Origin of the sequence: Clostridium sp. 19966 (assembly GCF_032335695.1) — a bacterium.
In the GTDB taxonomy this organism is placed as follows: domain Bacteria; phylum Bacillota; class Clostridia; order Clostridiales; family Clostridiaceae; genus JACTOJ01.
Map to the genome: position 1 here is coordinate 56,256 of NZ_JACTOJ010000021.1, position 22,842 is coordinate 79,097.

The following is a 22,842-nucleotide window of genomic DNA, read 5'->3' on the forward strand; positions in this document are numbered from 1 at the left end:
GTTTAATTAGATATTGATTATAAACCTTGCGCTACCGCATGAATAATATAATTTTAGCACATATTAATTAGGGTTACATAAATATATCAATATTATTTTAAAACATGGACTATTAGTATGCTTCTAATGAAGGGTTTTAATGACTGATAATACAGAAAATTTAAAAATTAAATTATAAGCAAAAAAAATAAAAAAATGTGTTGACACTAATATAGTTTTCTTGTATTATAGTCTATGTCGGGTCGCGAGATGATAAGAAACGACAATATGGCTCCTTGGTCAAGCGGTTAAGACACCACCCTTTCACGGTGGTAACAGGGGTTCAATTCCCCTAGGAGTCACCAAAAGTGGGCGCATAGCTCAGCTGGGAGAGCATCTGCCTTACAAGCAGAGGGTCACAGGTTCGAGCCCTGTTGTGCCCACCACTTTTAATGGCCCAGTGGCTCAGTTGGTTAGAGTGCCGGCCTGTCACGCCGGAGGTCGAGGGTTCGAGTCCCTTCTGGGTCGCCATTATTCAGACTCAAAGTAGATGAGGGTTTGAATTCCGGATACTTTGTTTATATATTCTTGCATGGCTCCTTGGTCAAGCGGTCAAGACACCACCCTTTCACGGTGGTAACAGGGGTTCGATTCCCCTAGGAGTCACCAAAAGTGGGCGCATAGCTCAGCTGGGAGAGCATCTGCCTTACAAGCAGAGGGTCACAGGTTCGAGCCCTGTTGTGCCCACCACTTTTATATGGCCCAGTGGCTCAGTTGGTTAGAGTGCCGGCCTGTCACGCCGGAGGTCGAGGGTTCGAGTCCCTTCTGGGTCGCCATATGCTGGCATGGCTCAACGGTAGAGCAGCTGACTTGTAATCAGCAGGTTGTAGGTTCGATTCCTATTGCCAGCTTAAACTAAAGGCTTCGATTATTTATCGAAGCCTTTTTCGTTATATAAAAATTAGGCTATGTTTTAAGAGAATATTGATAAAGAATAATTTATTTATTCCTATGTTGTTGAAATTGGTTAAAAATAATATAATGTAATTAATACACTTCGAAGTCAAATAAAAAGAAGTGGAGGTGAATTATTAATGATTTGTGGTAACTGTAATAAGGAGTTTGAGTACACAGAAGGCTTAAAATTTTGTCCATATTGCGGCTGCAAGATAAACATAGACTTTGTTCCAAGAGAGGGAGCAGCAGATGATTTTAATTCTGAAGAAAATGAACCTCCTAAGGAAGCAAAGCTTGGAAATACTTTAGATATGCCTAAAATAACAGATGAGCAAATAAAGCAAGAAGCAAGAAGAAAAAAGGCTGAGCAAAGAGCTATTAAGCGTCAGCAGTATATTAGTAAAGCTAAAACCATTGTGAAAGATCAAAGATTTTTATTAACGGTAGCTACCATAGCGGTGGTTATTGTAATAGCAATAATAGGGGATAAGTTCTTTTTAAATCAGTCCGTAAATGAATCTAACATAACCTCGGATCTTTTGGGGAAAGTTATAACACTGCCTAAAGGGACGAAGTTTGAGGTAAAAAAAGATTACATAAAAAGCATATCAATCACTGAAAACAAAAAAGATAAGGATACCCAAAAAATACTTGCCAATTTCATTTTGGCAGACAGCAGCATAAAGGTTACGGGAAGTCTGCAGGCTAATTATAAAGAAGTATCTAAAAATTCATGGAAGCTTAATGGAAACCTAAATATAAATAATGGAATTAAGGTTGAACCATTGACAGGAGTAAATGAAGATTCGTTTATTCAGCTTTTAAAAGGAGCTAACATAACTATAGGCAGTGAAACCATAGCCATAAGTGATAAGAATGTTAAAAAAATAAACATATCCGATAAAAAAACCGATTTTCCAAATGACAGTGAAGAAATAGTAGCAGATGTTACTCTAGATAGCGGTATAGCTTCCGCAGAAGGAAAATTAAAGTGCAAACTCACTTTTGATGAACAAAATTGGCAGATATCAAGTGTAGATAGACAAAGTCAAGAGGATTTTAAGCTGACACCCTCTCAGAGTCTTTCAAAGGATAAGCTGGCACAGCTTATAAATAAAAACATGAATGAAAATGTAAGCTATGATGGAATATTTGGAGGAAAAGCTTTTAATGTAAATGACAAATTTACAAAGGATATGAATATAACGGATTTCAAATATGCAGATGATAATGAAATCAATGTTTCAACAACTAGAAATCTTAATATAGGAGTGCTTATCGCATCAGTATCTAAAAACTATGTTTATAAATACACTTTTAGTAATATAACATTAATTAGTGCAGATAAAGCTTCCGTAAATTCAGCAGAGCTTCAGGATATAAACAAGGATTCTATATCCAGCGGCCTGGTCAATAAAGAAATAGATATGGGAGAAGGGTTTTTATCCTTATGGACTGATAGTCATGAGATAACTAAGGGAGAAGCTCAAAGCTTTACTTTAGATGAAGTGCTATCTAAGAAAAACTCGCCTGATGTAAAATATGCATATGGTAAAATAAACTATGAGGATGGAGGAACTGATAATATAGTAATAGTATATAAATTGAGCTATGACGGTTCTTCGGGATATACTTGGAAAATAGATAGCGTAATAAGCTCTGAATCTAATAAATATGATAACTATTCAAAAAATAAGATAAAATAAAAGGGTATGCAGCGGCATATCCTTTTATTTTACCAGATAATTAAAACACACACACTTATTTTATAGAATTAAGATTCTTAAGCACTCTTATATCGTCGCCGTAAAACTTAAATAGATTAAAGTTTCCAAAAAGCCTTGAGGTTATTCTTTCTGAATATATTGAGGATAATTCTTTTAAAGAATAATTAGTAGATACAAGCATTTTCTTTTGATTCAAAAGCTTTTGGTTTAGTATATTAAAGAGCTCGGTTTTAGAGAATTCGTTTATCTGCTCTGTGCCCAAATCGTCTATTATCAAAAGATCGCAGTTTACAATCAATTCTTCTAAGGTTTCATCATTCTCAAATCTTATCTTTCTAAGATCTTTTATTAATTCCTCGGCAGTTCTGTATACCACAAATACTCCTCTATCCAATAGATCTTTAGCTATGCAATGGGATAGAAAGGTTTTTCCTGTGCCAGAGCTTCCATAAAAAAGAAGATTGTCGCTTATGGCATTGAAATTCTTCAAAAAATTCATGGCTCTAGGGAGAATTTGCTCCATGTTTTTTCTAGCACTCTGAGGATTTTCTCCATCTCTAGCGGAAGAGTAATAATTAAGATTGAAATTATCAAAATTATTTTCAGAGAGTATTTGGTTTAATGCTGAATCCTTGTAGTATAGCTTCACCAATTTTTGTTTATAGCAGCTGCATTTTGAATTTCCTATATATCCAGTATCCTTGCACTTAGGGCATTGATAGTGAATGGACAGATAATCCTGAGAGTAACCAGCAGATACAAGGGCTTCAACTTTTTTTATTCTCAAATCGGTTAATTCTGTTTTTAGTTTCTTTAAGTATAGTTCTCTATTTTCTACATTTTTCAAGGAACTCATGGAAATGGTTAAGCAAAGCTTGGCTATAGCCTTATCTATGCTTGTAACTTCGGGAACTTTAGCAGCCACTTCAGCTTTTCTCACGGAGAGAGCTTCGTTTTCCGCATTTCCTATTTCTTCATATATTTTCATTATATCTGAATGGTAGCTTTTTATCATTTATCATCCCACCCTAAAAGACGTTTTTCTAAAGAATCATAATCGTAAACTCTCTGCTCAAAATTATTAAAATTATCATTCTTATTTTTGCTTGGAGTATTTTTCTTTGAAACCTGTCTTTTATTATCCTTTAGTCTTATGTCATCAAGAGTTTTTATTCCATCTTTATGCCAGCTTGAAAGTATGGCGTCTATATATTTGAAATCTGCCCTATTAAGTCTTTCAAAGCATATATCACAAGCCTTAAATACAATTTCTACTGAAAAATTTAGGGTAGTAACCCATTTATCCAGCATTTCCTCTTGAGGCTTCATTACATCCGCATCTTTTATCCCTAAGTAAGTAAGGATTTTTCTGTATTTAATCCATTTATCCTCATGCCTTTTTATATAGCTCTGAGCTTGATCTATATTCTGTATTTTAGCTTCATGCCAGCCTATGGCCACTTTTTCTATATATCTGTAATCGCTTTTTCCCTTTGAAACACAGTATTCTATAAGCAGAAGAATAAGTTCAGGAGAAAAGTTTAAATCTTTCTGCCAGCCTATATATGTTGAAATTTCCTTTGAAGCCAAAGGACGGGCTACTAATTTTTCTATTTCCTGAAGCATATCTTTTGTAGAAGAATTGCTAAGCTCTTCAAGAATATTTACATCGCTGGCTGGTTTTATAGCATCTTCTGAAAGATCAACAAATTCTATATTATAGTTGCCCATGCTGTCGAGAGGACGAAATTTTATAACTCCCTCTTCATTCCAATAATTCCATGCATTCATTACATCGGATTCAAGAAGATGAAGTGCGGAGGCCATCAGTGTGGAATTTACACCAGGCTCATTGCTTAAACAGTATTTAAGCGCTAGTAAATATACTTTTATAAACTCCCCACGGGCTTTAGGCATATATTTTTCTATAAATATGTTGCTTACCGGTGTATAATCATTGGAGCTTTTTTTGAACATGAATGTACTCATACCTATCAACCCTTTCATACATTCTATAATTTGGAGTTCATATATTTATTATAGCAAAGTGGAAACATCACCTCAATAAATAAAATTTTCATGTTTGAAGGAATAAAAAATACAATTTAGGATATATTAAGGTGTGTTCGGCAAATTTAGGAAGGGATGATTTTCATGCATTATATTAAATTCAGCAAGGTAAGCTGCATCATAATGTTGTGCACGCTTTTTTTATGTGTAGCCGTATATTTTTCATATACACCAAAAGCTGGAGAAATAAAAAATAAAGTTAGTAATCAAAATGTAAATAAAGCAAAAGATAAGGAAATAAATCAAAACACAAATAAGGTGATTCAAACATCATCTCAAAATAGTAGCAGTGCAAACACAACGAGTATGCTTCCTCCTTCAAGAGGTGTCATAAGTTCAAAATTCGGCACCCGCTGGGGAAAGATGCATCAAGGAGTGGATATAGCAGCAGATTTAGGAACGCCTATAAAGGCAGCTTTGGATGGAAAGGTTATTTATTCTAGCTGGATGGAGGGATATGGTAATACTATAGAGCTCCAGCATCAGGGGGAGGTAGTGACGCTTTATGGTCATTGCAGCAAGCGCATAGCTGACCTTGGTCAATATGTGAAAAAAGGTGATGTTATAGGCTTGGTAGGAAGCACTGGAAGGAGCACTGGACCTCATCTGCATTTTGAGGTGAGAATTAATGGAACTCCTGTAGATCCTCAAGGCTATGTAGCTTTAGGAAGCTAGACTAAAAACAAGATATCCAAGCGACTCAATGCTTGGATATCAACATTTTTTGAAATATACCATTTATTAATAGTCCTTAGAAAATAATTTATCTACAGATAATATTGCTTTTTCGCTGGAATCATCCTCGGATTGATTGCAGCATATTTTAAGGAGCGACAAAACGTCCTTGAAAGCTAAATTAGGTCTATTTTCTATTAATATAGCACATATACCGCTTATAAAAGCGCAGGCACAAGAAGTGCCAGTATAATTTGTATAAGCCTTTTCTAAAGGATGAGGATAAACCTTTGCACCATTTTTCTCTGAAACATAGAAAATATTAGAATTAAGAGAACAAATATTTGTACATACTGATGACAAATCAGGTTTTTCTAATTTCCCAAAGGGACCTTTAGAAGAATAGGCAAAAGGGTTGTGGTCTGGAGAGGAATCCAATCCTCCAACAGTTATGCAGTTGCTTAAAGCAGAGATACCTGTTATGTTCGCATAATCCGCTTTCAAAGACCCGGAAGGCAGCACAGGAATTATATTTTTATCTATAAGTCTATCGAAAAATATCTTAAAGCAGTTAATTAGTCTTATATCAAAATCCAGTATTTCAAATGGAAGGCAGGCAATTCTTATATTGAACTCAGAAGAATCTTTTATTATACATTCAAAAGCGTAGAATATATCTGAGATTTTACCTTTTCCAGTAGCATCGAAAGCTTTTACAGCGTATAGATGAGCTTCTTGAGCAACACCTGAATAGATTCCTTTTGAGGAATAGCCGCTGCCGCAAAGAAGTCCAGCAATAAAAGTTCCATGCCCGTTATCATCATATGGAAATTTAAAATTATTTAAGGGATCAATGAATTTTTTTATTTTTCCTCTAGGCTTCTCAAGGTCTGCATGGGGATAAACTCCGCTATCTATAAGTGCTATACCCACTCCGCTGCCAGTATGAGGAGAGTTGTTTTTTAAGTGTACATTATTTGCAGTAAGTATATTTGTGCCGCATAAAAAGGCATAAGAATCAAAGGCTATATAATCTACCTCAGGATATTCCAGTAATCTTTCTATAGTATTAGAAGATAATATTGCTGATACCATGTTTATGCAGGGAAAAGAATAAAGAAGAACTCCTTTTGATGATTTTACCTTTTTTTCCACTGAATTAATTAATGACTTACAAAATATGTTTACTCTATAGTTTTTATAAATTTTATTTTCTAAACAATATTTTAGATTAGTGGATATTTTATTTTTTAAAAAAAACATGAGTACTCCTTTCTCATATTTTTAATTATGACTATGTCTTAAAAATATGTTTGTACTTACATTAAATTGTACAAGTAATTTTATGAACTATTATATTATATGAAACTATTGATAAATGTTATATATTGACGTATGATTTTATTGTATTTTTTTATTAAAGATATTTTAAAAATTTGTGCTTTAACATATGAAAGGAGATCAGCGATGCCTTTAATAGATTATAAATGTAAAAAATGTGGAGAAAATTTCTTTGAAATAGTTAAAAATGATAAAGATAGAGTTTTTTGTCCTAAATGCGGAAGTGAAGAAGCAGAGAGGGTGTATAAAGGGAAATACTATGGGAAAAATGGAGGAGGCTGCAGCGGCAACTGTTCGGGCTGTGCTGGATGCCATTAGTAAAGCATCACTTTCTCTTAAATAAGATTATGCCTATGAGCATAAGTATGACCCCTAAAATTTTTGATGTAGAAAAAGTTATTTTGGTTGAATCAAATAATCCAAAAGCATCAATTAGAGCGGCGGATAAAAGCTGTGCTAAAAGTATAGTTAATATAGCATAAGTTGTTCCTAATTGATGAATGCTTTTCATTACTGTAAAAGTTATTATTACGCCGATAAGACCGCCGGATAAATATAGTTTGTTTACATCCCTTATGGCTCTTATGTTGCCATCTCTCACAAATAAGAATATTATTAAAGTAAAAATAAAGGCTGTGCCTTGAACTATCAGGTTTGTTTGCCAACAACCTATTTTAAGGTACAGTCTAGTATTGAACACCCCTTGCAGGCTCATAGATACCCCTGCGATTATAGCCAATAGTAAACCTATCATAAGTAATCACCTCAAGGCTAGTATACCCATGCTGCGAAAAAAAATTCTGAGAGGTTATGATTTAAAATAATATAGATTTTTAAAGCATAAGCTAAAATTAAAAAAGAGCTTGGCATTAGCAATTTTCAATTGCTAATGTCACAGCCCTTTTGTTTTTATAGTTAATAATTTGTGGCATTACATATATCATTAATATTGTATCTTAAAATATATGTATTCTCTATATCTTTTTCACTGAAACCTAGACTCAAGCCTAAACTTAAAAAGTCCTCGAAAAGGGTTAAGTACTGATCTTCACTGGAACATACGATAAAATCATTTAAATCTATGTACAAGTTAAGAAATTGATCAGTTAAAGAATATTCTACTTTTTTTGCTGTTAATTCATCAAAAGTAAGTCCTCTTTCTGAGCCCATAGAGAGAAGAAAGTAAATGCAATCTGTATATTTATCTAAAATTTTTTGTAAAGGTGATACTTTTTGATCACTCCAGTATTTAAAACATTTAGTTTCATTAGCAAGTTCAGCAATTTTAACATGCAGCGCAAGTAATCTGTCCTGTCTTAGAGAACGAGAGTCAGGATCATATTGCACTGATATTTTTCCATCAAGTTCGTGTTGCAAATCAAAGAGCTTCTCAAAATTCATAAATTAAGCTTCCTTTCTTTTGGGATTAATAAAACAAGCTTCAGTTTAGGACTTTAAGTAAAAGATAAATTTTTGACGCTTTACTTTCATAAAATAATAATAAACATTCGACATATATATTTTAACGAATTATAACAAAAATTTAAAGTTTTCGTAAACGGTTACTTTAAATTTTATTTTTATTTTTTAAAAATATGAAAATATTATGACAAAATGAAACATTTATACTGGTAAGGTTTCCATAAAACGGATGGTAAAAAGCTAAAAATAAAAACACACACATAAAATTTCAGTACAAGTATCCTTGTATTTTCTGAAATTTTATATGTGTGTTAAATGTTAGTTGTTTATGTTAAATTTAATATTCTTTTAAAGGATAACTTTTTATAACCATATCCCTCTTATTGTTCACTGGCTTCCAAAGTTCAATTCTATCTATAGTAACAAGCTTGTAAAAACCCTGCTTCTTAGCTCTGCTGCAAGCTGCTATGTATTCCCCTTTAGACCATTCTCTTTGTGCAAAGTTTGTATTAGCTAGTGAAATGTGCAAGTCCCAATCTTCAATTTTAGCTCTAACATTTAATCCATGAAGTTTTAAGGTTTCATTTATAGTTCTTGCTAATCTGCTAATATAGCCCTTGCTTTCTATCTTAAGGTTTACTGATTTATATGGGTCGTCAAAGCAAATGATATCTTTTACTTCAACTTTAAACCTTTTATAGGGTTTAAAAATTTTAAGCAATATTTCATCAAGCTTTTCTATATCAGGATCATCAACCACTTCCAATGTTATATGTAAGGTAGGCAAGTTTCTGTATAGCTTGTATTTCTTACATATATTTCTTTGAACTTCCTCTATTTCTCGGTATGAATCGTTATCAAATAAAGCAACCAAATAATATCTCATTGCAACCCCCAAATATAAATCAAAAATGCCATTTAAATCAATATGTACTGAACCTATTATTTAATTATACCATAACAATTATATATAAGCCACTTTTACCAATAAATTCAATGATGTTTATATAAAAATATACTTAACATTATTGAGACTTATGCTATAATAATGTATAAAGCGTAATTATATAATAGGTTATTTTTGTTTTTAAATTATATGGAATATGTTAGATAATTGTAATTATTTAGTTTTAATATATTGGAATAATAGAATTTTTGTATTTTTAAATATTGGTGTAAGGATGGATAATTTAATGGAAAAGTTTATTATACGTGGTGGAAACTCACTGCATGGAAGCGTTGATATAAGTGGAGCAAAGAATGCTGCAGTTGCTATTTTGCCAGCTGCAATTATGGCGAGTAAAGGGACATGCATTATTGAAAATATACCTGATATAGAGGATATTCATTATCTGGAAAAAATAATAAAATCCTTAGGATGTAAGATGACTATAGAAAATAATTGTGCGGTTATAGACAGCACAGGGATGAGTAATTTAGAAGCATGTACAGAAGATGTAAGAAAGCTTAGAGCATCTTACTATTTAAACGGAGCTATGCTTGGAAGATTTAAAGAATCAAAGGTGGAGCTTCCAGGAGGATGCCCAATAGGTGTAAGACCTATCGATCAGCATATAAAAGGATTTGAGGCCCTAGGTGCTGAAGTAACTATTGAACATGGAATATTGCATGCAAAGGCAGAAAAATTGGTAGGAACAAATATATTTTTTGATGTAGTTAGTGTAGGCGCAACAATAAATGTTATGCTGGCTGCTGCACTTGCAGAGGGAACTACAATTCTTGAAAATGTGGCGAGAGAACCTCATGTGGTAGATGTAGCTAATTTCTTAAATACCATGGGAGCCAATATAAAGGGCGCTGGAACAGATGTTATAAGGATAACTGGAGTAAAGGAATTGGAAGGCTGCAATTACAGCGTAATTCCAGATCAGATTGAAGCTGGTACTTATATGATATCTGCTGCAGCTTGTGGAGGAGAAGTTACTATAAATAATGTTATTCCTAAGCACCTTGAATCTATATCTGCAAAACTTATAGAGATGGGAGCTAAGATTATAGAAAATGAGGACAGCGTAGTGGTTAGGTCTGACGGAAAACTTAGCGCGGTAAATATTAAGACACTGCCATATCCAGGTTTTCCTACAGATGTACAGCAGCCCATGAGTGCTATGCTTAGTATAGCCAAGGGGAGAAGCATAATAAACGAAAGTATATGGGAAAATAGATTTAAACATCTAGATGAACTTAAAAAAATGGGCGCAAAGGCTGAAGTTGATGGACGTACAGCTATAATTGATGGCGTGGATAGGCTTACTGGAGCTGTAGTCAATGCTACTGATTTGAGAGCTGGAGCAGCCATGGTTATAGCAGCTTTAGTAGCTAGTGGTGAAAGTGAGATACATAATTTAGATCATATAGACAGAGGATATCCTCATATAGAACAAAAGTTTAGAAGATTAGGTGCAGATATAAGAAGAGTCCAAGGGTAATTAATTTGCTCTTAAGGCTATATAGAAATGGAGTAATAAAATGGTTTTTTGTTCATTATATAGTGGTAGTAGCGGTAATAGTATATTTGTAGCCTCTAAAAATTCAAAAGTTTTAATAGATGCTGGATTGCCTGGAAAAAGTATTGAAACGGCTTTGAAAGCTATAGGAGAGAAACCTGAGGAGCTCAATGGGATATTTGTAACTCATGAGCATAGCGATCATATAAAAGGTGTGGGGGTGCTATCTAGAAAGTATAATCTTCCTGTATATGCTAACGAAAAAACTTGGGCAGGGATGTCTAAGATTATTGGTAAGGTTAAGGAAGATAATATAAAAATTATGAACGGTGCTGCTGTTACTATAGATGATATGGATATTGTAAGCTATAGTATTCCTCATGATGCCGCAGACCCTTGTGGATATTCTATATATGCAGAAGGAAAAAAGGTGTGTACTGCTACGGATTTGGGATATTTTTCTGATCAAGTAAAAGAGAATATTATAGATGCTGATTTATTGCTGTTGGAAAGTAATCATGATGTAGAAATGCTAAAGTTTGGTCCATATCCTTACTTGCTTAAAAGAAGAATTTTAAGCGATGTAGGACATCTTTCCAATGAAGCCTGCGGAAATGCTATTTTAGAATTATTGACGGATAAGCCTAAAAAGATAGTATTAGGGCATTTAAGTCATACTAATAACTATCCCGAATTAGCTTATGCTACAGTGACGAATATATTGAGGGAAAATAATATAAATATGGAAAAAGACGTATTGATTTCTATGGCAGATAGGAGTAAGCCAAGCAGCTATATAAAGTTGTAGGCTATTTGTGATGAAAGGCGGTAGGATATGAAAAAATCAAAATTATTAGTTCCTATTTTACTTTTTACTATCTCTACTTCCGTTTTATACGGATGTCAAAGCAAGGACAGCGATACAAGTTCTAATAAGGAAAAAGTTCAAAAGGTTCAGCTGCCTAATGAAAAGGGCGATTATATCGATTTAAGCGTGTATTTTGATGCATCTTCAAATGAAAAAGATATCAAGGTTGCTAAAGAAGATGTCCTTTTAAATAAGGAAGAAGTTATAGGGCAGCTGCTTATAAATCAACTAATAAGCGGACCATCGACCGAAAGCAATCTTAACCCAGTAATACCTAAAGATACTAAGCTTATAAGTTTCTCTATTAAAGATAAGGTAGCTATAGTTAATTTTAGCGGCAGTGCTGTAGTAAGAATGTCTGCGGCAAAGGAAGAGGCTTGCCTAAAGAGCATAGTAAGTACATTAATGCAGCTTTCTTCTGTTAGTAAAGTTATGATTCTTGTAGATAATAAGAATGTAGATACACTTGGGGGAAACTACAATATATATAAGCCTTTCGGGTTAAATGATATAGATGGAATGAAAATGAAAACTCAAAATACTAAATAATTGAAAAATAAGACAAATTTTATTATAATAAGAAAATGAGTCACACTAAGAAAGGAAGATAAGAAGATGAGTTTATATAAGGATTGGACAGATATGGTTGTGGATTATGTCAAGAAGAATGGAGAGGCTTCATTTTGGAAGGTTTATGGCGAAATGGAGATAAAAATATATACGGACATACTCGTAAATCATACTGCTCCTTTAAAAGGAACTATTCAAGATTTGGCTAAAAAATATGATGCAACACCAGAATTTTTCATGGGCTTTATAGATGGAATAAATGATAGTTTAGTGGAAAGCTATGATATAGAGAGCTTAGAGGTAACTACTGAGCTAGCTTTAAATGTAGACTTTGAAAAGCTTTATTTCAATATGCTTGATGCTAAAGCCGATTATCTTTATACTTTACCTCAATGGGAAGCAATATTCTCTAAAGAGAAGAGAGATGAGATATTAAGAAGCTGGAAAGATTCTAAAACAATCGTTAAAGAAAAGAAAATAGGAAGAAATGATCCATGTCCTTGCGGAAGCGGTAAGAAATATAAGAAGTGCTGCGGAGCTAAAGAAGCTAACTAGGATAAATAAAAAGATTGCTTAAATTTGATTAATAATCATTTTTAAGCAATCTTTTTTAGCTATGTTTTATAATTTCCAAAATGAAGTTTCACTAAATAACAAGGTTTAAAATATAATCTTCCTATATTATGTAGTTTAAATAAGTAGTAACCTTATGCTAAACTACAGCGTCTATTTAAGTACATATACATTTACATATCTTACTGCCCAATTATTCGCTTCTCCAATGGAATCAAAATATAAGTCCAGGTTTGTACCAACTATAGCTGTACCACAATCTGCAGCAATAGCCAAACCATAACCTTCTATATATAGTTTTGTTCCATAAGGTACAATGCTTGGATCAACAGCTACCGTACTATAACCGCCGCTGTTTCTTACAGCCTTTCTTCCTGATGCTGTATAAGTACTTCCTGTTTCCTTGCTGGAATATGCAGTAGATCTAGATTTGAATACTCTAGTATATGCTAAGCTGTCTCCTCCACGAGAAAGTGGAATCACTGGCAGAGTTCCAGCAATGACTATTTGATCTACAGGACTCTTAGTTACTTTTTCATTTTCAACTGTTCTTGACACTTCTTTTCCGTCCTCATAAACCACTTGGGTGGTAATCGTTTTCTCACCTTTCTGTCCAGTTTGAACCACTTTTTTTACAGTGTTAGCAAGATCAGTATCTTGTTTTGTGACCACATTAAAATCAACAGCTTCAGTAGAAACAATGGATTTCGTATCTACTCTCACTACAGTTATTTGTTGATTTTCAGAAAGGCTTGACTTAAGCTGAGGGGTTATCTTATCTTTGTCGCTAACTGCTATGCCTTCATCCTTTAACATTGAATCAATGCTATCATCCGCAGTCAGTATATTCATGGTTTTCCCATCAACCGTAAGGGTTACATTAAAAGCTTTTTTTACTGTGATAGTTTCATTTTTAGTTAATTTTGAGTCGAGACTTGGAGAAATGCGATCTTTAGAGCCAAGTTTTATGTTGGCATTTTCCAGTGCATCCTTTACTGTAGACTTGAGTGTTGTGATATTTTGAGCTTTTCCGTCTATTATCAAAGTAACGTTCTTCTTTTTAATTTGAATAATCGTCATTAGTGTTATTAACAATATCACCAAAGCAACTGGGGCAATAAGTTTTTTTAATAGTGGTTTTTTAAATAAATTTATTTGGGTATCTATGATATCCAACCTCCTTCTTACCACAAACATAGCTTTTAAAGTTATTCTATGGAAGACATAAGAAGATAATAACCATAAATTTAAAATTTGTCAAATTACATGCAACAACTTCTATTTAAAAACGTATTGTATACTTTATACATATTTTTTTCAAAATAGCTTTTAATTTTATGAAAACGTTTATATAACTACAGATTATACATTTATAACAATATGTTATATAAGCAATCATTGACTTAATTTTTTTACAGTATTACAATGGTTAGAAAGGTTATGTAAAATTCTGAAAGTTATAAATAAAAAAAGGGGGCAAAATTTATGTCAGAATCTTATGTATTTTACCAGGGGAAAATAGTTAAAGAAAGTGAGGTAAACATAGGAATTCGTTCTAAAGCCTTTAATTATGGACTTGGATGCTTTGAAGGAATAAGAGCCTATTGGAGCGAAGAAAAGGGGCAGCTCTATGGCTTTAGATTAAAGGATCACTATGTGAGATTACTTCAATCAGCTAAGTCGCTAAATATGAAAGTACCATACACAGTGGATGAATTGTGTGCGTTTACTCTTGAACTATTAAAAAAGAATGAGTTTAAAACTACTACATATATACGACCTGTGGTTTATAAAGGTGGGGAAGGGCTAGCTCCTACACTCAACGATGAGGATGACAGAATCCTTATATACTGCACTCCTATGGGGAAATTTGCAGGAAAAGAAGAGCTAAGTGTCTGTATAACTTCCTGGAGAAGATTAGAGGACAATATGATCCCTCCAAGAACAAAGGCAACAGCTGCTTATTTAAACTCAGCATTAGCATCTCTTGAGGCTGCACAGGCAGGGTATGATGAAGCAATATTTTTGACAGCTAACGGACATGTATGCGAAGGACCTGGAGAAAACATATTTATATACAAGAAAGGTCAGCTGATAACACCTCCAGCTTCTGATAATATATTAGAAGGAATCACAAGAGAATTAGTTATAAAGCTTGCTAAGGAAGAACTAGGTTTGGATGTTGTAGAAAGAAGCATATCCAGAACAGAGCTTTATGCTTCTGATGAAATGTTCTTCAGCGGTACTGCTATGGAAGTGACTCCTGTAGTGAAGGTGGATAACAGACTTGTAGGTGATGGAAAGCAGGGAGAAGTATATAAGAAGGTAAAGGAACTTTTCTTTGGACTAACCACAGGAGATAATCCTAAATATGCAAAATATTGCACTCCTGTTTATTAAAAAGGCTAAGTTTTAAAAGAGTGTTGAAAACCTATCACATTTGCTTGTGATAGGTTTTTCCTTTACAATAGAATTTAAATAAATGGTTCTGTTTTAAATAAGTGTTGATTTTTACACTGATTTAAAACTTCCTTCAGTTCGTTAGGCTATGTTTTAAAATGTTGATATTATCGTTTGAGTTCTAGGAACTCTTAGGGATTGCGACTTATAATTGGCGTAATTTTGCCCAGCACGGGCAAAGCAATTTTAGCGCCACGGAGGGCGCATTAAAATTGGTAGTCAATTATAACAAAGCGGCCCTTAGAGTTCCTCCCATGGGTTCTGAAAGAAACCATGTCACTACGAAAAACGCCTTTATCAACATTCTTTTAAAACATAGCCAAATAAATATATTGCAAAGGAGAAATTTCTTTGAACATTTCATTGGTTACAGTAGGAAAATTAAAAGAGAAATATTTAAAATCGGCTGTGGAGGAATACGCAAAGAGGCTTTCCAGGTACTGCCGTCTTGATATTATAGAGCTTCAGGATGAAAAGACTCCCGACAATGCTTCAGAAAAAGAAGAAATTATTATAAAGGAAAAAGAAGGAGAAGCTATTTTAAAGCATATTAAGGAAAATAGCTATGTGATGGCTATGGCTATTGATGGTAAAAATATAACTTCAGTAGAATTCGCAGATATGATAAATGATTTGGGGGTAAAAGGAAACAGCAATATAGTGTTTGTCATAGGAGGTTCTTTAGGGCTTTCGGATAAAGTACTAAAAAGAGCGGACTATAAGCTGTCTTTTTCCAAAATGACTTTTCCACATCAGCTTTTCAGGGTGATGCTTTTGGAGCAGATTTATAGAGGGTATAGAATAATAAATGGAGAACCATATCACAAGTAAGTGAGGTTTATGGCCTTAGGTATTGATATGACTTGTCTATGGCTATTTTTATAGGTTGAAATAGCGTGTCACAAATAATAATAAATTAACAAAATATGTTATAGTAAAAGGGAAAAAGTTGTTAGAGATATGCTGCGGAACCGGGCATTCTTTAAAGTATCATGTTTTGGTAGTTGAACGGGTTTATCTATATATTACGGAGATGAGTTATATTCCTAATTCAAATCAGCATGAGTTAATGTTTCCCAATCTATATTTAAATACACTTGAGCCCAAATTCTATTTGCAAAAATATTGCCTTGTACGGGAATTAAATGGTTTTGCATTGAACGTATAGTAGTTGTTATTAATTTGTTAGTATTAGGTAGTGATATTTTTTTTATATTGTGATAATGATTATAAGCTATTTCGTAAGTAGGTACCAAACCATTAGCTGTTAGTCCATTTGAATATAATGCTGAAATTGTACTAGTATTGCCAAGACGCAAAGATGAGTTAGTTTCCATAAAGGAAGTAAGACGTTTTGTATCTAAGGAATATAAATCGATTCCCTGGTGCCAAGCGATTTCTGCTGTGTTAATTGCAGAAGCAAAAGCCATTTCCGAATGAGTTAAATCTCTACCAGTTTCTCCGCATATACCATTAGCATATTTCTTTGGATTGTACCAGTTTCTGCGGATATTTGATTTTATAAGCATTGAAGTATCTTCACCTAGCTTAAGTGGATTATTATTTGCGTAAATCCATGAAGAATTTCTATTTGAAAATAGACCAACATCCATGTGATAATATTGCTCGTTACTTGGTTCATTAAGCCAATAGTGGGCTTTTGGCGGTGCTGAACCATCACTAGATGCATAAAAATAACAAGGAAGATAATTTAACCAATGATTAATACCTTGATAAAAGGCTGCACGGTCATTATTAAACACTCCAATTGCTACTAAAGCATTGCATACAGAAAATTCCCTATTTCCGTATGCCAAGCGATTATTTAATATTGGTAAAAAGGCTGTATTTAACATAGCTGAAAATTGTGAGATTTCATTATTAGTCCATTTGGGATAAGTAGCTCTTAATAACTCAGCTGATAATGGAAATATTGAGCCGGCCCAAGATGCTTGAAGATACCAGTTTTGTCCTTGATGTGATTTAAGTGTAGAAGACCAAGAATCGAGAATCCTGGCTGAATTGTTAGCATATCTTTGGTCATCTGTAAATATCCACATCAGAGCTTGAGTATATGCATCAATAGCATCATTTATTTCGGCATTAGCACCGTGATCACTTGAACCGTTAATGTCCGAGGATACTATTTCATATGGGGTTGGCGTATAGTTTATTTTTGCAAAATTAGAGGATTTCATTTTATTAAAGGCAGTCTTCCAAGGTTCCTTTCCTTCAGCAATTTTTGCTTTGATTGATCTAAGTTCTTCCACGCTATTTAAAAGCCCCGTATGTTTGAAGTTTGATGGTGCTTGAAGAGTTACAGTTTTTACATTGGAGGTATTGGCATTATTAGATAATGAATTTAGGGGTTTGCTATCAGTATATACAGTAGATGAAACGCTTTTGGTACAGTTTATGGCTATAAAAAAAGTGAAAATTAGAAAAAGTGAGATAAATTTAATTCTGTTTTTTAACATTTTAATCCTCCTATGTATAATTATACTATATGTTTGGAAGGTATTCTATATTAAAATACGTTTTTAAAAGCAATAAGTTATTTCTGCTAAAAAGGTATAACTAAAAAAATACTTAAGAATAGCAGTGTTCATTTGTGTATGGATCAAGAGGAATATGTGGAGTTAAAATTTTAGGGATAGAGTAAATAAGAATAAAGAATATAGATATAACGATTTTTATGAGTATTTAATAGATATGTTTCAAGAGGCAATAGATAATTGGGATTAAAGGTAGATGCATAAATACATTGAATTTAGATATTGATATTATATAAATAATGATGGTTAAATAGTATAATATTATCTTGTAAAAGCATTTATATTAGCATAGAATTTAGAAATTATATGACATATATCTATAAATTGATGAAATAGAACTTATAAATTTATCAGATGACATTAAAGATTGCCCATGGAATGATTTTGCAAATAAGTTACATAATATTGGGAGGAATAAATAGTAAGTTAAAAAGTAACTTTATAGAATTTAGTCTGACTAATAAATATAAATATACTATAAATAAACCTCACTTGCTACTGATACGGTGAACCGTATCATAAATGACGTAGACTTTCTTTAAAACCGAGGGTATCACTGGTTTTAAGGAAGATAATACTGTTGTATGTCATGTCAAATTCTAAATAAATTAAAAAATAAATGTTCATATCTAGATTAATATCACTATTTTAGAGGTATATGAATGTCAAATTCAGGATCAGCTGTATTTGATCTGCTGTCATACAATTCTATTGTATCTAATTCTGCCAACTCGTACCCGGATTGAGGCAGCCATATGCCGTATATAAAGTTATAGGTATCTTTTAGTTTGGATAATGAACCTTTATGAGTGAATACAGCATATTTTGAATTGGGAATGATTTTAATCAACATTTCTTTGGGGATATCAAAAAAATCCGTCACTTCGACTCCTGCAAAGTAGGAAAACTTGCTCTCATCTGTTATGTTCGGCATATACTCACATATGCCAATTACCGTATCCTGTGCAAGGATATTTTTCACCTCTGATTTTTTTGAAGTGAAATTATGCCATAGATTTTTAATCCCTTCAGACCCGGGTTTAACTGTTTCCTTCATTCCGATGAGTTTAAACTCTTTATCCAGAATGATTTGAGGATCTATATAAATGCTTTTGACTGAATTGGCAAGCATTCTTTCATAGACATTTATTTTTTTATATAAAAAAACTTTACTTTTTTGTGTACGGTATTTTCCAGGGGTAATGCTAAATGCTTTAGTAAATGCTCTGGTAAATACCTCTTGTGAATTATAACCATATTCAAAGGCTACATCGATTAAGCGTTTGTTGGAGTTAACAAGTTCAGTAGCGATATTGCTCAGCCTTCTCTTTTGAATATAGCTCTTAACAGAATCCCCTACCATCGCCTGAAAAATTCTGTAGAAGTGTGTAATTGAGAAATGTGACATTTCAATGACTAACAATACATCGATATCTTCTTTCAAATTTAACTCAATATAGTCAATGGCTCTCTGAATATTGGCATAATAATTCATATTTAAAACCTCCAATGCTGATATAAGAAATGGTAGGATACTAAAGTGATGTGGAATTCATGACAGTTTGGTAAAAAACATCAAAATGAAATTTGCAGTTTTAGTATACTATGGTTATAGTTAAACATCAAGAAGAGAGATAACCTGTATTTAAATAAAGGAAATTGGAGGTATTGATATGAAAAGTAAGGTTATAGAGTTTAAGCATTGCGTAGTAGAAGGTACGGCATATGAAGCAGGTGAGCAGCTTGGTAATATGCTCAAGGATGACAGTGCATTTATCACAGCAATTACATCATCTTTTATGGGGGGGAGTAAGCTTTCAAAGCATCAGTTGACCAAGGTAATGGATTTGTATGATAAATTCTGCCCAGGTGCCAATGATGAAATCAAAGGTTTTGCTGATGCTGTAGGGGCTAATGCTGAGGATGTGGTTTACTATTTCGCATTTCTACAAAATAGATTGAGTAACTGCAGCCATATTGCATTAACCCCTTCTATATCTGAGAATAGTCAAATATATTTAGGAAGAAATTATGATTTTCACTGGAACGAGAAGCCCCTACTTATTGAATCACGAATAAAGGGACAGTATAGTCAAATAGGTTTTGGATGTCAAGTTTTTGGCCGGTTTGACGGAATGAATGAACATGGATTGTGTATAACTACGTCGGCAGGGGTTATTAATCCGGACTATACTGAAGAAGGTTTTGTATTTCCGGTGGTCGTAAGAGCAATTTTGAATAATTGTAAAACCGTTAAAGAAGCTATAGAACTATTTGATTCCATGCAAATAGCGGACTATAGAAATTTTATAATAGCAGACCGCTACGGGGATGCTGTATTAATTGAGGCAGCTGCATCAAAAAGAGCTTTAAAGATGGCGGGAAATGCAGAAAATGATAAATACTTGTTTTCTACTAATCATTATAATATCCCTTCCATGAAAGAGCTGGGGTATCCAATAGTAAAACATTCAATTGTCAGGCATAATGCTATAAAAGCTTATATTGAAGCATCATTGCCAAAGATCAGTAAAGCAGAACTTAAGAAGATACTATCAACTACAATGCCTGAAGGAGTTTGTTGCCATCATTACGAAGATGGTATGGGAACCTTATGGTCTCTCGTTTTTGATCCTATGCAAATGGAAGTCGATATTTGCTTTGGGTCACCTAATATTAATCAATGGAAAACCTTTACTCTAAATAATACTGTAGGTATTAAGAATTATTTGGCTACGTTACCGAATGAATCCGCAAATCCGGATTTTTGGAAACTTGTTTCAAACTCTTAAGAGTTGTTAGAGTAACACTGAGAAAACATACGTTATACCGGACACGGTGAACTCTCTCACAAGTAATATTTAATCAGTAAAATTTGTTTAGCTGAGATTTTTATCAATATTTTAGTGATGAGATATGGAAAACAAGATAATTGTTTACTGAGGTTCAATATGATAAAATATAGGAAAGATAGATATTGTTATTTTTTACAATGATTTGAGGCATAAAATAGAGGGTTTTGTTAGCTAGGGGGTGTTGTTATGAAGAATAAAAAGGGATTTTTGCTCTATGCAGGATTAGTCATATAATTCAGCGGTTAATTGTATAGAGAGCAAATGATAATCGCTGGCTCATTTATATATGACAAAACTGCAATCTTGTGAATTAAAATAAAGGGAGCAGGATTATGACGGAGTATATAAATGCAAAAGATGTTTTACCAAAAACATTGATTCTTCAGATACAACAATATGTCGGTGGTAGTATGATTTACATACCGCAAAAGGATGATGATAAAAAATCATGGGGAGTTTCAAACAATAGTAGAAGTGAAATTGTTGAAAGAAACAATGAAATCAAGGATAAGAAGAAGAATGGTGCAACCATAGATGATCTTATGTATGAGTATCATTTGTCCTATGATACAATCAAGAGTATAATTTATAGAAAGAAATAGAAGAAAGCAGTCGGTTAATAACTGGCTGCTTTTGTGTATTTACATCTATAATTAAACATTACATATTATTTCCTCATATTTTCATTTATACTTTAATAATAAGTTTATGAAAATGGACATGTTTTAAAAGGATGTTGATAAAGGCGTTTTTCGCAAATGAACTCTAAGGGCGGCTTTGTTATAATTGGCTACCCATTCAAATTCGCCATCCATGGCGCTTGAATGGCTTTGCTCGTCCTGAGCAAAATTACGCCAATTATAAGTCGCAATCCCTAAGAGTTCCTAGAACTCAAACGATAATATCAACATTTTAAAACAGAACCATGAAAATTCATAAGGAAACTAAGCTTAATGAAGGGGGCTTATAAAGTGGAGTGGGTTTTAGAGACAGAGAGATTGTTATTACGCGAAATAACCGAGGAAGATTTTGATTTTATTCTTGAATTAGAAGCAAGAACTGAAAGTTATAAGTATGAAATGGGAGGAAGGCCTGAAAAGGATAAGGTTATTGAAAGCTGTAAAAATTACATTGAAGCAGTTAAGAAGCTTCCTGAAGAAGGAGCAATAAAATTCATTGTATGTAATAAAAAAGGTGAAAAGATGGGGGCTGTTTCTGTGTGGTGCAATTGGGAGAAAACAAAGGAATGGGAAATAGGATATAAGTTTCTTAAGGAATATTGGGTCAACGGTTATGCTTCTGAAGCAGCGGCAAAGGTAGTTGATTTTACATTTACTGAATTATCAATTCATAAGTTAATGGCCTTTATTAATTATGAGAATAAAAATAGTGCTGCTTTAGCAAAACGGGTAGGGATGGTACAGGAGGGACATATGCGTGAAGCAAGACTTATTGAGGGCAAATGGAATGATGAACTTGTATTTACATTGTTAAAAACAGATTTAAAATAAGAAGTGTAATAAATTGTTAAATAAAGATTGCTCATGTAACATGGAAGTAGGGATAAATATGGAAAAGGAAATCAATAAAAAACAACTTCATCAGCTGCTAAAAGGTAAAAATATTGAACTTGTGCCTGTAACAGAAGAACATATGGATTTTCTATGTGGTGAAGAAAGTAATACGGAATTATGGTGTTATGAAGAATACATTGAGACTGACAAGGAATGCATTCAGGAAAAATTTACTAAAAGAATTGAACAAAAGGCTGTTTTCGATTTTATTATCAAACGATGCTCAGATGGTGCACTGATGGGAGCTGCTTATATATGGCAGTATATCTCCTCACGTAAAAGCTGGGAAATTGGATATGTTATTTTGCCTGAGTTCCAAGGGAATGGATATTGTTTAGAGAGTGTAAAGCTTTTATTATCCTTTGCATTTAAGAAATTGGATGCTCATAAGGTTGTAGGTATGTGTCATTGCGATAATCTCAGATCAGTATATGTAATGCAAAAGGCAGGAATGTCAAAACAAGGTGTATTTAGGGAAGAATATCAATGTGGTAGTAAGTGGGTAGACCAATTCTATTTTAGTATTTTAGAGCGAGAATATAATAAAAATAAGAATTAATAATTGGTGGATTTTAAAGGTGGCGCCTCGCCTCCACCAATGAAACCCTCGACTAATTTAATTAGTTGAGGGTTTTTGTTGTGCAACAAAGTAAACCACTTGCTAAGCAAGTGGAAGAAAAAAGGCTTATGCCGTTGAGTAGAAAAAAACTCCTATGTTAAAATAAATGCAGGTCTAGCCAACCGCAAA

22 protein-coding genes and 7 tRNA genes are annotated in these 22,842 nt (G+C 33.3%); 20 read left to right on the forward strand and 9 right to left on the reverse strand.

Translation table 11 applies throughout. The annotated features are described in order from the left end of the window. Nucleotides 1–269 precede the first annotated feature (269 nt). The 8 genes from IAI10_RS18645 to IAI10_RS18680 all read left to right on the forward strand — a co-directional run bounded on the left by IAI10_RS18645 (nucleotide 270) and on the right by IAI10_RS18680 (nucleotide 2,642). Nucleotides 270–344 (forward strand) — tRNA-Glu (locus IAI10_RS18645). A gap of 5 nt (nucleotides 345–349) precedes the next feature. Further along, a tRNA-Val gene (locus IAI10_RS18650) sits at nucleotides 350–425 on the forward strand. An 8-nt stretch (nucleotides 426–433) separates the two neighbouring features. Next, nucleotides 434–510: transfer RNA gene (locus tag IAI10_RS18655), tRNA-Asp, on the forward strand. 63 nt (nucleotides 511–573) lie between these two features. Further along, nucleotides 574–648 (forward strand) — tRNA-Glu (locus IAI10_RS18660). A 5-nt stretch (nucleotides 649–653) separates the two neighbouring features. Beyond that, nucleotides 654–729: transfer RNA gene (locus IAI10_RS18665), tRNA-Val, on the forward strand. A 9-nt stretch (nucleotides 730–738) separates the two neighbouring features. Next, a tRNA-Asp gene (locus IAI10_RS18670) sits at nucleotides 739–815 on the forward strand. Between the two features lie 3 nt (nucleotides 816–818). Then, nucleotides 819–890, forward strand: a tRNA-Thr gene (locus tag IAI10_RS18675). Nucleotides 891–1,073: 183 nt separating this feature from the next. After that, complete coding sequence (locus IAI10_RS18680; protein ID WP_315674817.1) at nucleotides 1,074–2,642, forward strand: hypothetical protein; 1,569 nt, start codon at nucleotides 1,074–1,076, stop codon at nucleotides 2,640–2,642. Nucleotides 2,643–2,697: 55 nt separating this feature from the next. On the opposite strand, the gene IAI10_RS18685 is transcribed toward IAI10_RS18680, so the two are convergent. Together IAI10_RS18685 and IAI10_RS18690 are read right to left on the reverse strand one after the other, a co-directional pair. Then, the gene (locus IAI10_RS18685; RefSeq protein ID WP_315674818.1) at nucleotides 2,698–3,678 is read right to left on the reverse strand and encodes an ATP-binding protein; all 981 of its coding nucleotides are present in this window, start codon (nucleotides 3,676–3,678) and stop codon (nucleotides 2,698–2,700) included. After that, entirely contained in the window at nucleotides 3,675–4,652 is a 978-nt protein-coding gene (locus IAI10_RS18690) for a DnaD domain protein (protein WP_315674819.1), read from the reverse strand. The genes IAI10_RS18685 and IAI10_RS18690 overlap by 4 nt, the downstream gene beginning before the upstream one ends. Before the next feature lie 165 nt (nucleotides 4,653–4,817). Here IAI10_RS18690 and IAI10_RS18695 point away from each other — a divergent pair, with 165 nt between their 5' ends. Continuing rightward, nucleotides 4,818–5,408 carry a M23 family metallopeptidase gene (locus IAI10_RS18695; RefSeq protein WP_315674820.1) on the forward strand — a complete coding sequence of 197 codons (591 nt, stop codon included), beginning with the start codon at nucleotides 4,818–4,820 and terminating at the stop codon, nucleotides 5,406–5,408. Between the two features lie 66 nt (nucleotides 5,409–5,474). Here IAI10_RS18695 and IAI10_RS18700 read toward each other — a convergent pair whose 3' ends face one another. Further along, complete coding sequence (locus tag IAI10_RS18700) at nucleotides 5,475–6,671, reverse strand: S8 family serine peptidase (RefSeq protein ID WP_315674821.1); 1,197 nt, start codon at nucleotides 6,669–6,671, stop codon at nucleotides 5,475–5,477. A gap of 204 nt (nucleotides 6,672–6,875) precedes the next feature. Between IAI10_RS18700 and IAI10_RS18705 the strand changes: the two genes are divergently transcribed. Next, nucleotides 6,876–7,067: an FmdB family zinc ribbon protein gene (locus tag IAI10_RS18705; RefSeq protein ID WP_315674822.1), complete on the forward strand. Its 192-nt coding sequence runs from the start codon at nucleotides 6,876–6,878 to the stop codon at nucleotides 7,065–7,067. A 7-nt stretch (nucleotides 7,068–7,074) separates the two neighbouring features. On the opposite strand, the gene IAI10_RS18710 is transcribed toward IAI10_RS18705, so the two are convergent. The 3 genes from IAI10_RS18710 to IAI10_RS18720 all read right to left on the reverse strand — a co-directional run bounded on the left by IAI10_RS18710 (nucleotide 7,075) and on the right by IAI10_RS18720 (nucleotide 9,057). Then, nucleotides 7,075–7,503 (reverse strand): DMT family transporter, encoded by a 429-nt coding sequence (locus IAI10_RS18710; protein WP_315674823.1) that lies wholly within the window; start codon nucleotides 7,501–7,503, stop codon nucleotides 7,075–7,077. A gap of 161 nt (nucleotides 7,504–7,664) precedes the next feature. Continuing rightward, entirely contained in the window at nucleotides 7,665–8,150 is a 486-nt protein-coding gene (locus IAI10_RS18715) for a dUTP diphosphatase (RefSeq protein WP_315674824.1), read from the reverse strand. Nucleotides 8,151–8,508: 358 nt separating this feature from the next. Continuing rightward, nucleotides 8,509–9,057, reverse strand: coding sequence for a 2'-5' RNA ligase family protein (locus IAI10_RS18720; protein WP_315674825.1), 549 nt, complete (start codon nucleotides 9,055–9,057; stop codon nucleotides 8,509–8,511). A 307-nt stretch (nucleotides 9,058–9,364) separates the two neighbouring features. Here IAI10_RS18720 and IAI10_RS18725 point away from each other — a divergent pair, with 307 nt between their 5' ends. From IAI10_RS18725 to IAI10_RS18740, 4 genes are all read left to right on the forward strand, one after another. Further along, nucleotides 9,365–10,621 (forward strand): UDP-N-acetylglucosamine 1-carboxyvinyltransferase, encoded by a 1,257-nt coding sequence (locus tag IAI10_RS18725; protein WP_315674826.1) that lies wholly within the window; start codon nucleotides 9,365–9,367, stop codon nucleotides 10,619–10,621. A gap of 40 nt (nucleotides 10,622–10,661) precedes the next feature. After that, nucleotides 10,662–11,447, forward strand: a complete 786-nt coding sequence (locus IAI10_RS18730; RefSeq protein WP_315674827.1) for an MBL fold metallo-hydrolase — start codon at nucleotides 10,662–10,664, stop codon at nucleotides 11,445–11,447. A gap of 27 nt (nucleotides 11,448–11,474) precedes the next feature. Then, the gene (locus IAI10_RS18735; RefSeq protein ID WP_315674828.1) at nucleotides 11,475–12,056 is read left to right on the forward strand and encodes a GerMN domain-containing protein; all 582 of its coding nucleotides are present in this window, start codon (nucleotides 11,475–11,477) and stop codon (nucleotides 12,054–12,056) included. A 66-nt stretch (nucleotides 12,057–12,122) separates the two neighbouring features. Continuing rightward, nucleotides 12,123–12,632 (forward strand): SEC-C metal-binding domain-containing protein, encoded by a 510-nt coding sequence (locus IAI10_RS18740; protein WP_315674829.1) that lies wholly within the window; start codon nucleotides 12,123–12,125, stop codon nucleotides 12,630–12,632. 171 nt (nucleotides 12,633–12,803) lie between these two features. Here the strand turns inward: IAI10_RS18740 and IAI10_RS18745 are convergent, their stop codons facing one another. Continuing rightward, nucleotides 12,804–13,826: a ubiquitin-like domain-containing protein gene (locus IAI10_RS18745; RefSeq protein ID WP_315674830.1), complete on the reverse strand. Its 1,023-nt coding sequence runs from the start codon at nucleotides 13,824–13,826 to the stop codon at nucleotides 12,804–12,806. A 309-nt stretch (nucleotides 13,827–14,135) separates the two neighbouring features. On the opposite strand from IAI10_RS18745, the gene IAI10_RS18750 reads away from it, so the two are divergent. After that, nucleotides 14,136–15,050, forward strand: coding sequence for a branched-chain amino acid transaminase (locus IAI10_RS18750; protein WP_315674831.1), 915 nt, complete (start codon nucleotides 14,136–14,138; stop codon nucleotides 15,048–15,050). Between the two features lie 411 nt (nucleotides 15,051–15,461). After that, entirely contained in the window at nucleotides 15,462–15,941 is a 480-nt protein-coding gene (rlmH, locus tag IAI10_RS18755; protein WP_315674832.1) for a 23S rRNA (pseudouridine(1915)-N(3))-methyltransferase RlmH, read from the forward strand. A 215-nt stretch (nucleotides 15,942–16,156) separates the two neighbouring features. Here the strand turns inward: rlmH and IAI10_RS18760 are convergent, their stop codons facing one another. Continuing rightward, a complete protein-coding gene (locus IAI10_RS18760) occupies nucleotides 16,157–17,587 on the reverse strand; it encodes a hypothetical protein (protein WP_315674833.1) in 1,431 nt (476 codons plus the stop codon). 721 nt (nucleotides 17,588–18,308) lie between these two features. Continuing rightward, entirely contained in the window at nucleotides 18,309–19,160 is an 852-nt protein-coding gene (locus IAI10_RS18765) for an AraC family transcriptional regulator (protein WP_315674834.1), read from the reverse strand. A 178-nt stretch (nucleotides 19,161–19,338) separates the two neighbouring features. Between IAI10_RS18765 and IAI10_RS18770 the strand changes: the two genes are divergently transcribed. The 4 genes from IAI10_RS18770 to IAI10_RS18785 all read left to right on the forward strand — a co-directional run bounded on the left by IAI10_RS18770 (nucleotide 19,339) and on the right by IAI10_RS18785 (nucleotide 22,653). Continuing rightward, nucleotides 19,339–20,457: a C45 family peptidase gene (locus IAI10_RS18770; RefSeq protein WP_315674835.1), complete on the forward strand. Its 1,119-nt coding sequence runs from the start codon at nucleotides 19,339–19,341 to the stop codon at nucleotides 20,455–20,457. 395 nt (nucleotides 20,458–20,852) lie between these two features. Further along, nucleotides 20,853–21,122: a CD3324 family protein gene (locus IAI10_RS18775; RefSeq protein WP_315674836.1), complete on the forward strand. Its 270-nt coding sequence runs from the start codon at nucleotides 20,853–20,855 to the stop codon at nucleotides 21,120–21,122. A 369-nt stretch (nucleotides 21,123–21,491) separates the two neighbouring features. Further along, nucleotides 21,492–22,031, forward strand: a complete 540-nt coding sequence (locus IAI10_RS18780; protein WP_315674837.1) for a GNAT family N-acetyltransferase — start codon at nucleotides 21,492–21,494, stop codon at nucleotides 22,029–22,031. 58 nt (nucleotides 22,032–22,089) lie between these two features. Continuing rightward, a complete protein-coding gene (locus IAI10_RS18785) occupies nucleotides 22,090–22,653 on the forward strand; it encodes a GNAT family protein (RefSeq protein ID WP_315674838.1) in 564 nt (187 codons plus the stop codon). Nucleotides 22,654–22,842 lie beyond the last annotated feature (189 nt).

Bases quoted from the DNA above. Each gene is read 5' to 3' on its own strand.
- IAI10_RS18680 (WP_315674817.1), top strand. From the start codon at position 1,074: ATGATTTGTGGTAACTGTAATAAGGAGTTTGAGTACACAGAAGGCTTA.
- IAI10_RS18685 (WP_315674818.1), bottom strand. From the start codon at position 3,678: ATGATAAAAAGCTACCATTCAGATATAATGAAAATATATGAAGAAATA.
- IAI10_RS18690 (WP_315674819.1), bottom strand. From the start codon at position 4,652: ATGAGTACATTCATGTTCAAAAAAAGCTCCAATGATTATACACCGGTA.
- IAI10_RS18695 (WP_315674820.1), top strand. From the start codon at position 4,818: ATGCATTATATTAAATTCAGCAAGGTAAGCTGCATCATAATGTTGTGC.
- IAI10_RS18700 (WP_315674821.1), bottom strand. From the start codon at position 6,671: ATGTTTTTTTTAAAAAATAAAATATCCACTAATCTAAAATATTGTTTA.
- IAI10_RS18705 (WP_315674822.1), top strand. From the start codon at position 6,876: ATGCCTTTAATAGATTATAAATGTAAAAAATGTGGAGAAAATTTCTTT.
- IAI10_RS18710 (WP_315674823.1), bottom strand. From the start codon at position 7,503: ATGATAGGTTTACTATTGGCTATAATCGCAGGGGTATCTATGAGCCTG.
- IAI10_RS18715 (WP_315674824.1), bottom strand. From the start codon at position 8,150: ATGAATTTTGAGAAGCTCTTTGATTTGCAACACGAACTTGATGGAAAA.
- IAI10_RS18720 (WP_315674825.1), bottom strand. From the start codon at position 9,057: ATGAGATATTATTTGGTTGCTTTATTTGATAACGATTCATACCGAGAA.
- IAI10_RS18725 (WP_315674826.1), top strand. From the start codon at position 9,365: ATGGAAAAGTTTATTATACGTGGTGGAAACTCACTGCATGGAAGCGTT.
- IAI10_RS18730 (WP_315674827.1), top strand. From the start codon at position 10,662: ATGGTTTTTTGTTCATTATATAGTGGTAGTAGCGGTAATAGTATATTT.
- IAI10_RS18735 (WP_315674828.1), top strand. From the start codon at position 11,475: ATGAAAAAATCAAAATTATTAGTTCCTATTTTACTTTTTACTATCTCT.
- IAI10_RS18740 (WP_315674829.1), top strand. From the start codon at position 12,123: ATGAGTTTATATAAGGATTGGACAGATATGGTTGTGGATTATGTCAAG.
- IAI10_RS18750 (WP_315674831.1), top strand. From the start codon at position 14,136: ATGTCAGAATCTTATGTATTTTACCAGGGGAAAATAGTTAAAGAAAGT.
- IAI10_RS18760 (WP_315674833.1), bottom strand. From the start codon at position 17,587: ATGTTAAAAAACAGAATTAAATTTATCTCACTTTTTCTAATTTTCACT.
- IAI10_RS18765 (WP_315674834.1), bottom strand. From the start codon at position 19,160: ATGAATTATTATGCCAATATTCAGAGAGCCATTGACTATATTGAGTTA.
- IAI10_RS18770 (WP_315674835.1), top strand. From the start codon at position 19,339: ATGAAAAGTAAGGTTATAGAGTTTAAGCATTGCGTAGTAGAAGGTACG.
- IAI10_RS18775 (WP_315674836.1), top strand. From the start codon at position 20,853: ATGACGGAGTATATAAATGCAAAAGATGTTTTACCAAAAACATTGATT.
- IAI10_RS18785 (WP_315674838.1), top strand. From the start codon at position 22,090: ATGGAAAAGGAAATCAATAAAAAACAACTTCATCAGCTGCTAAAAGGT.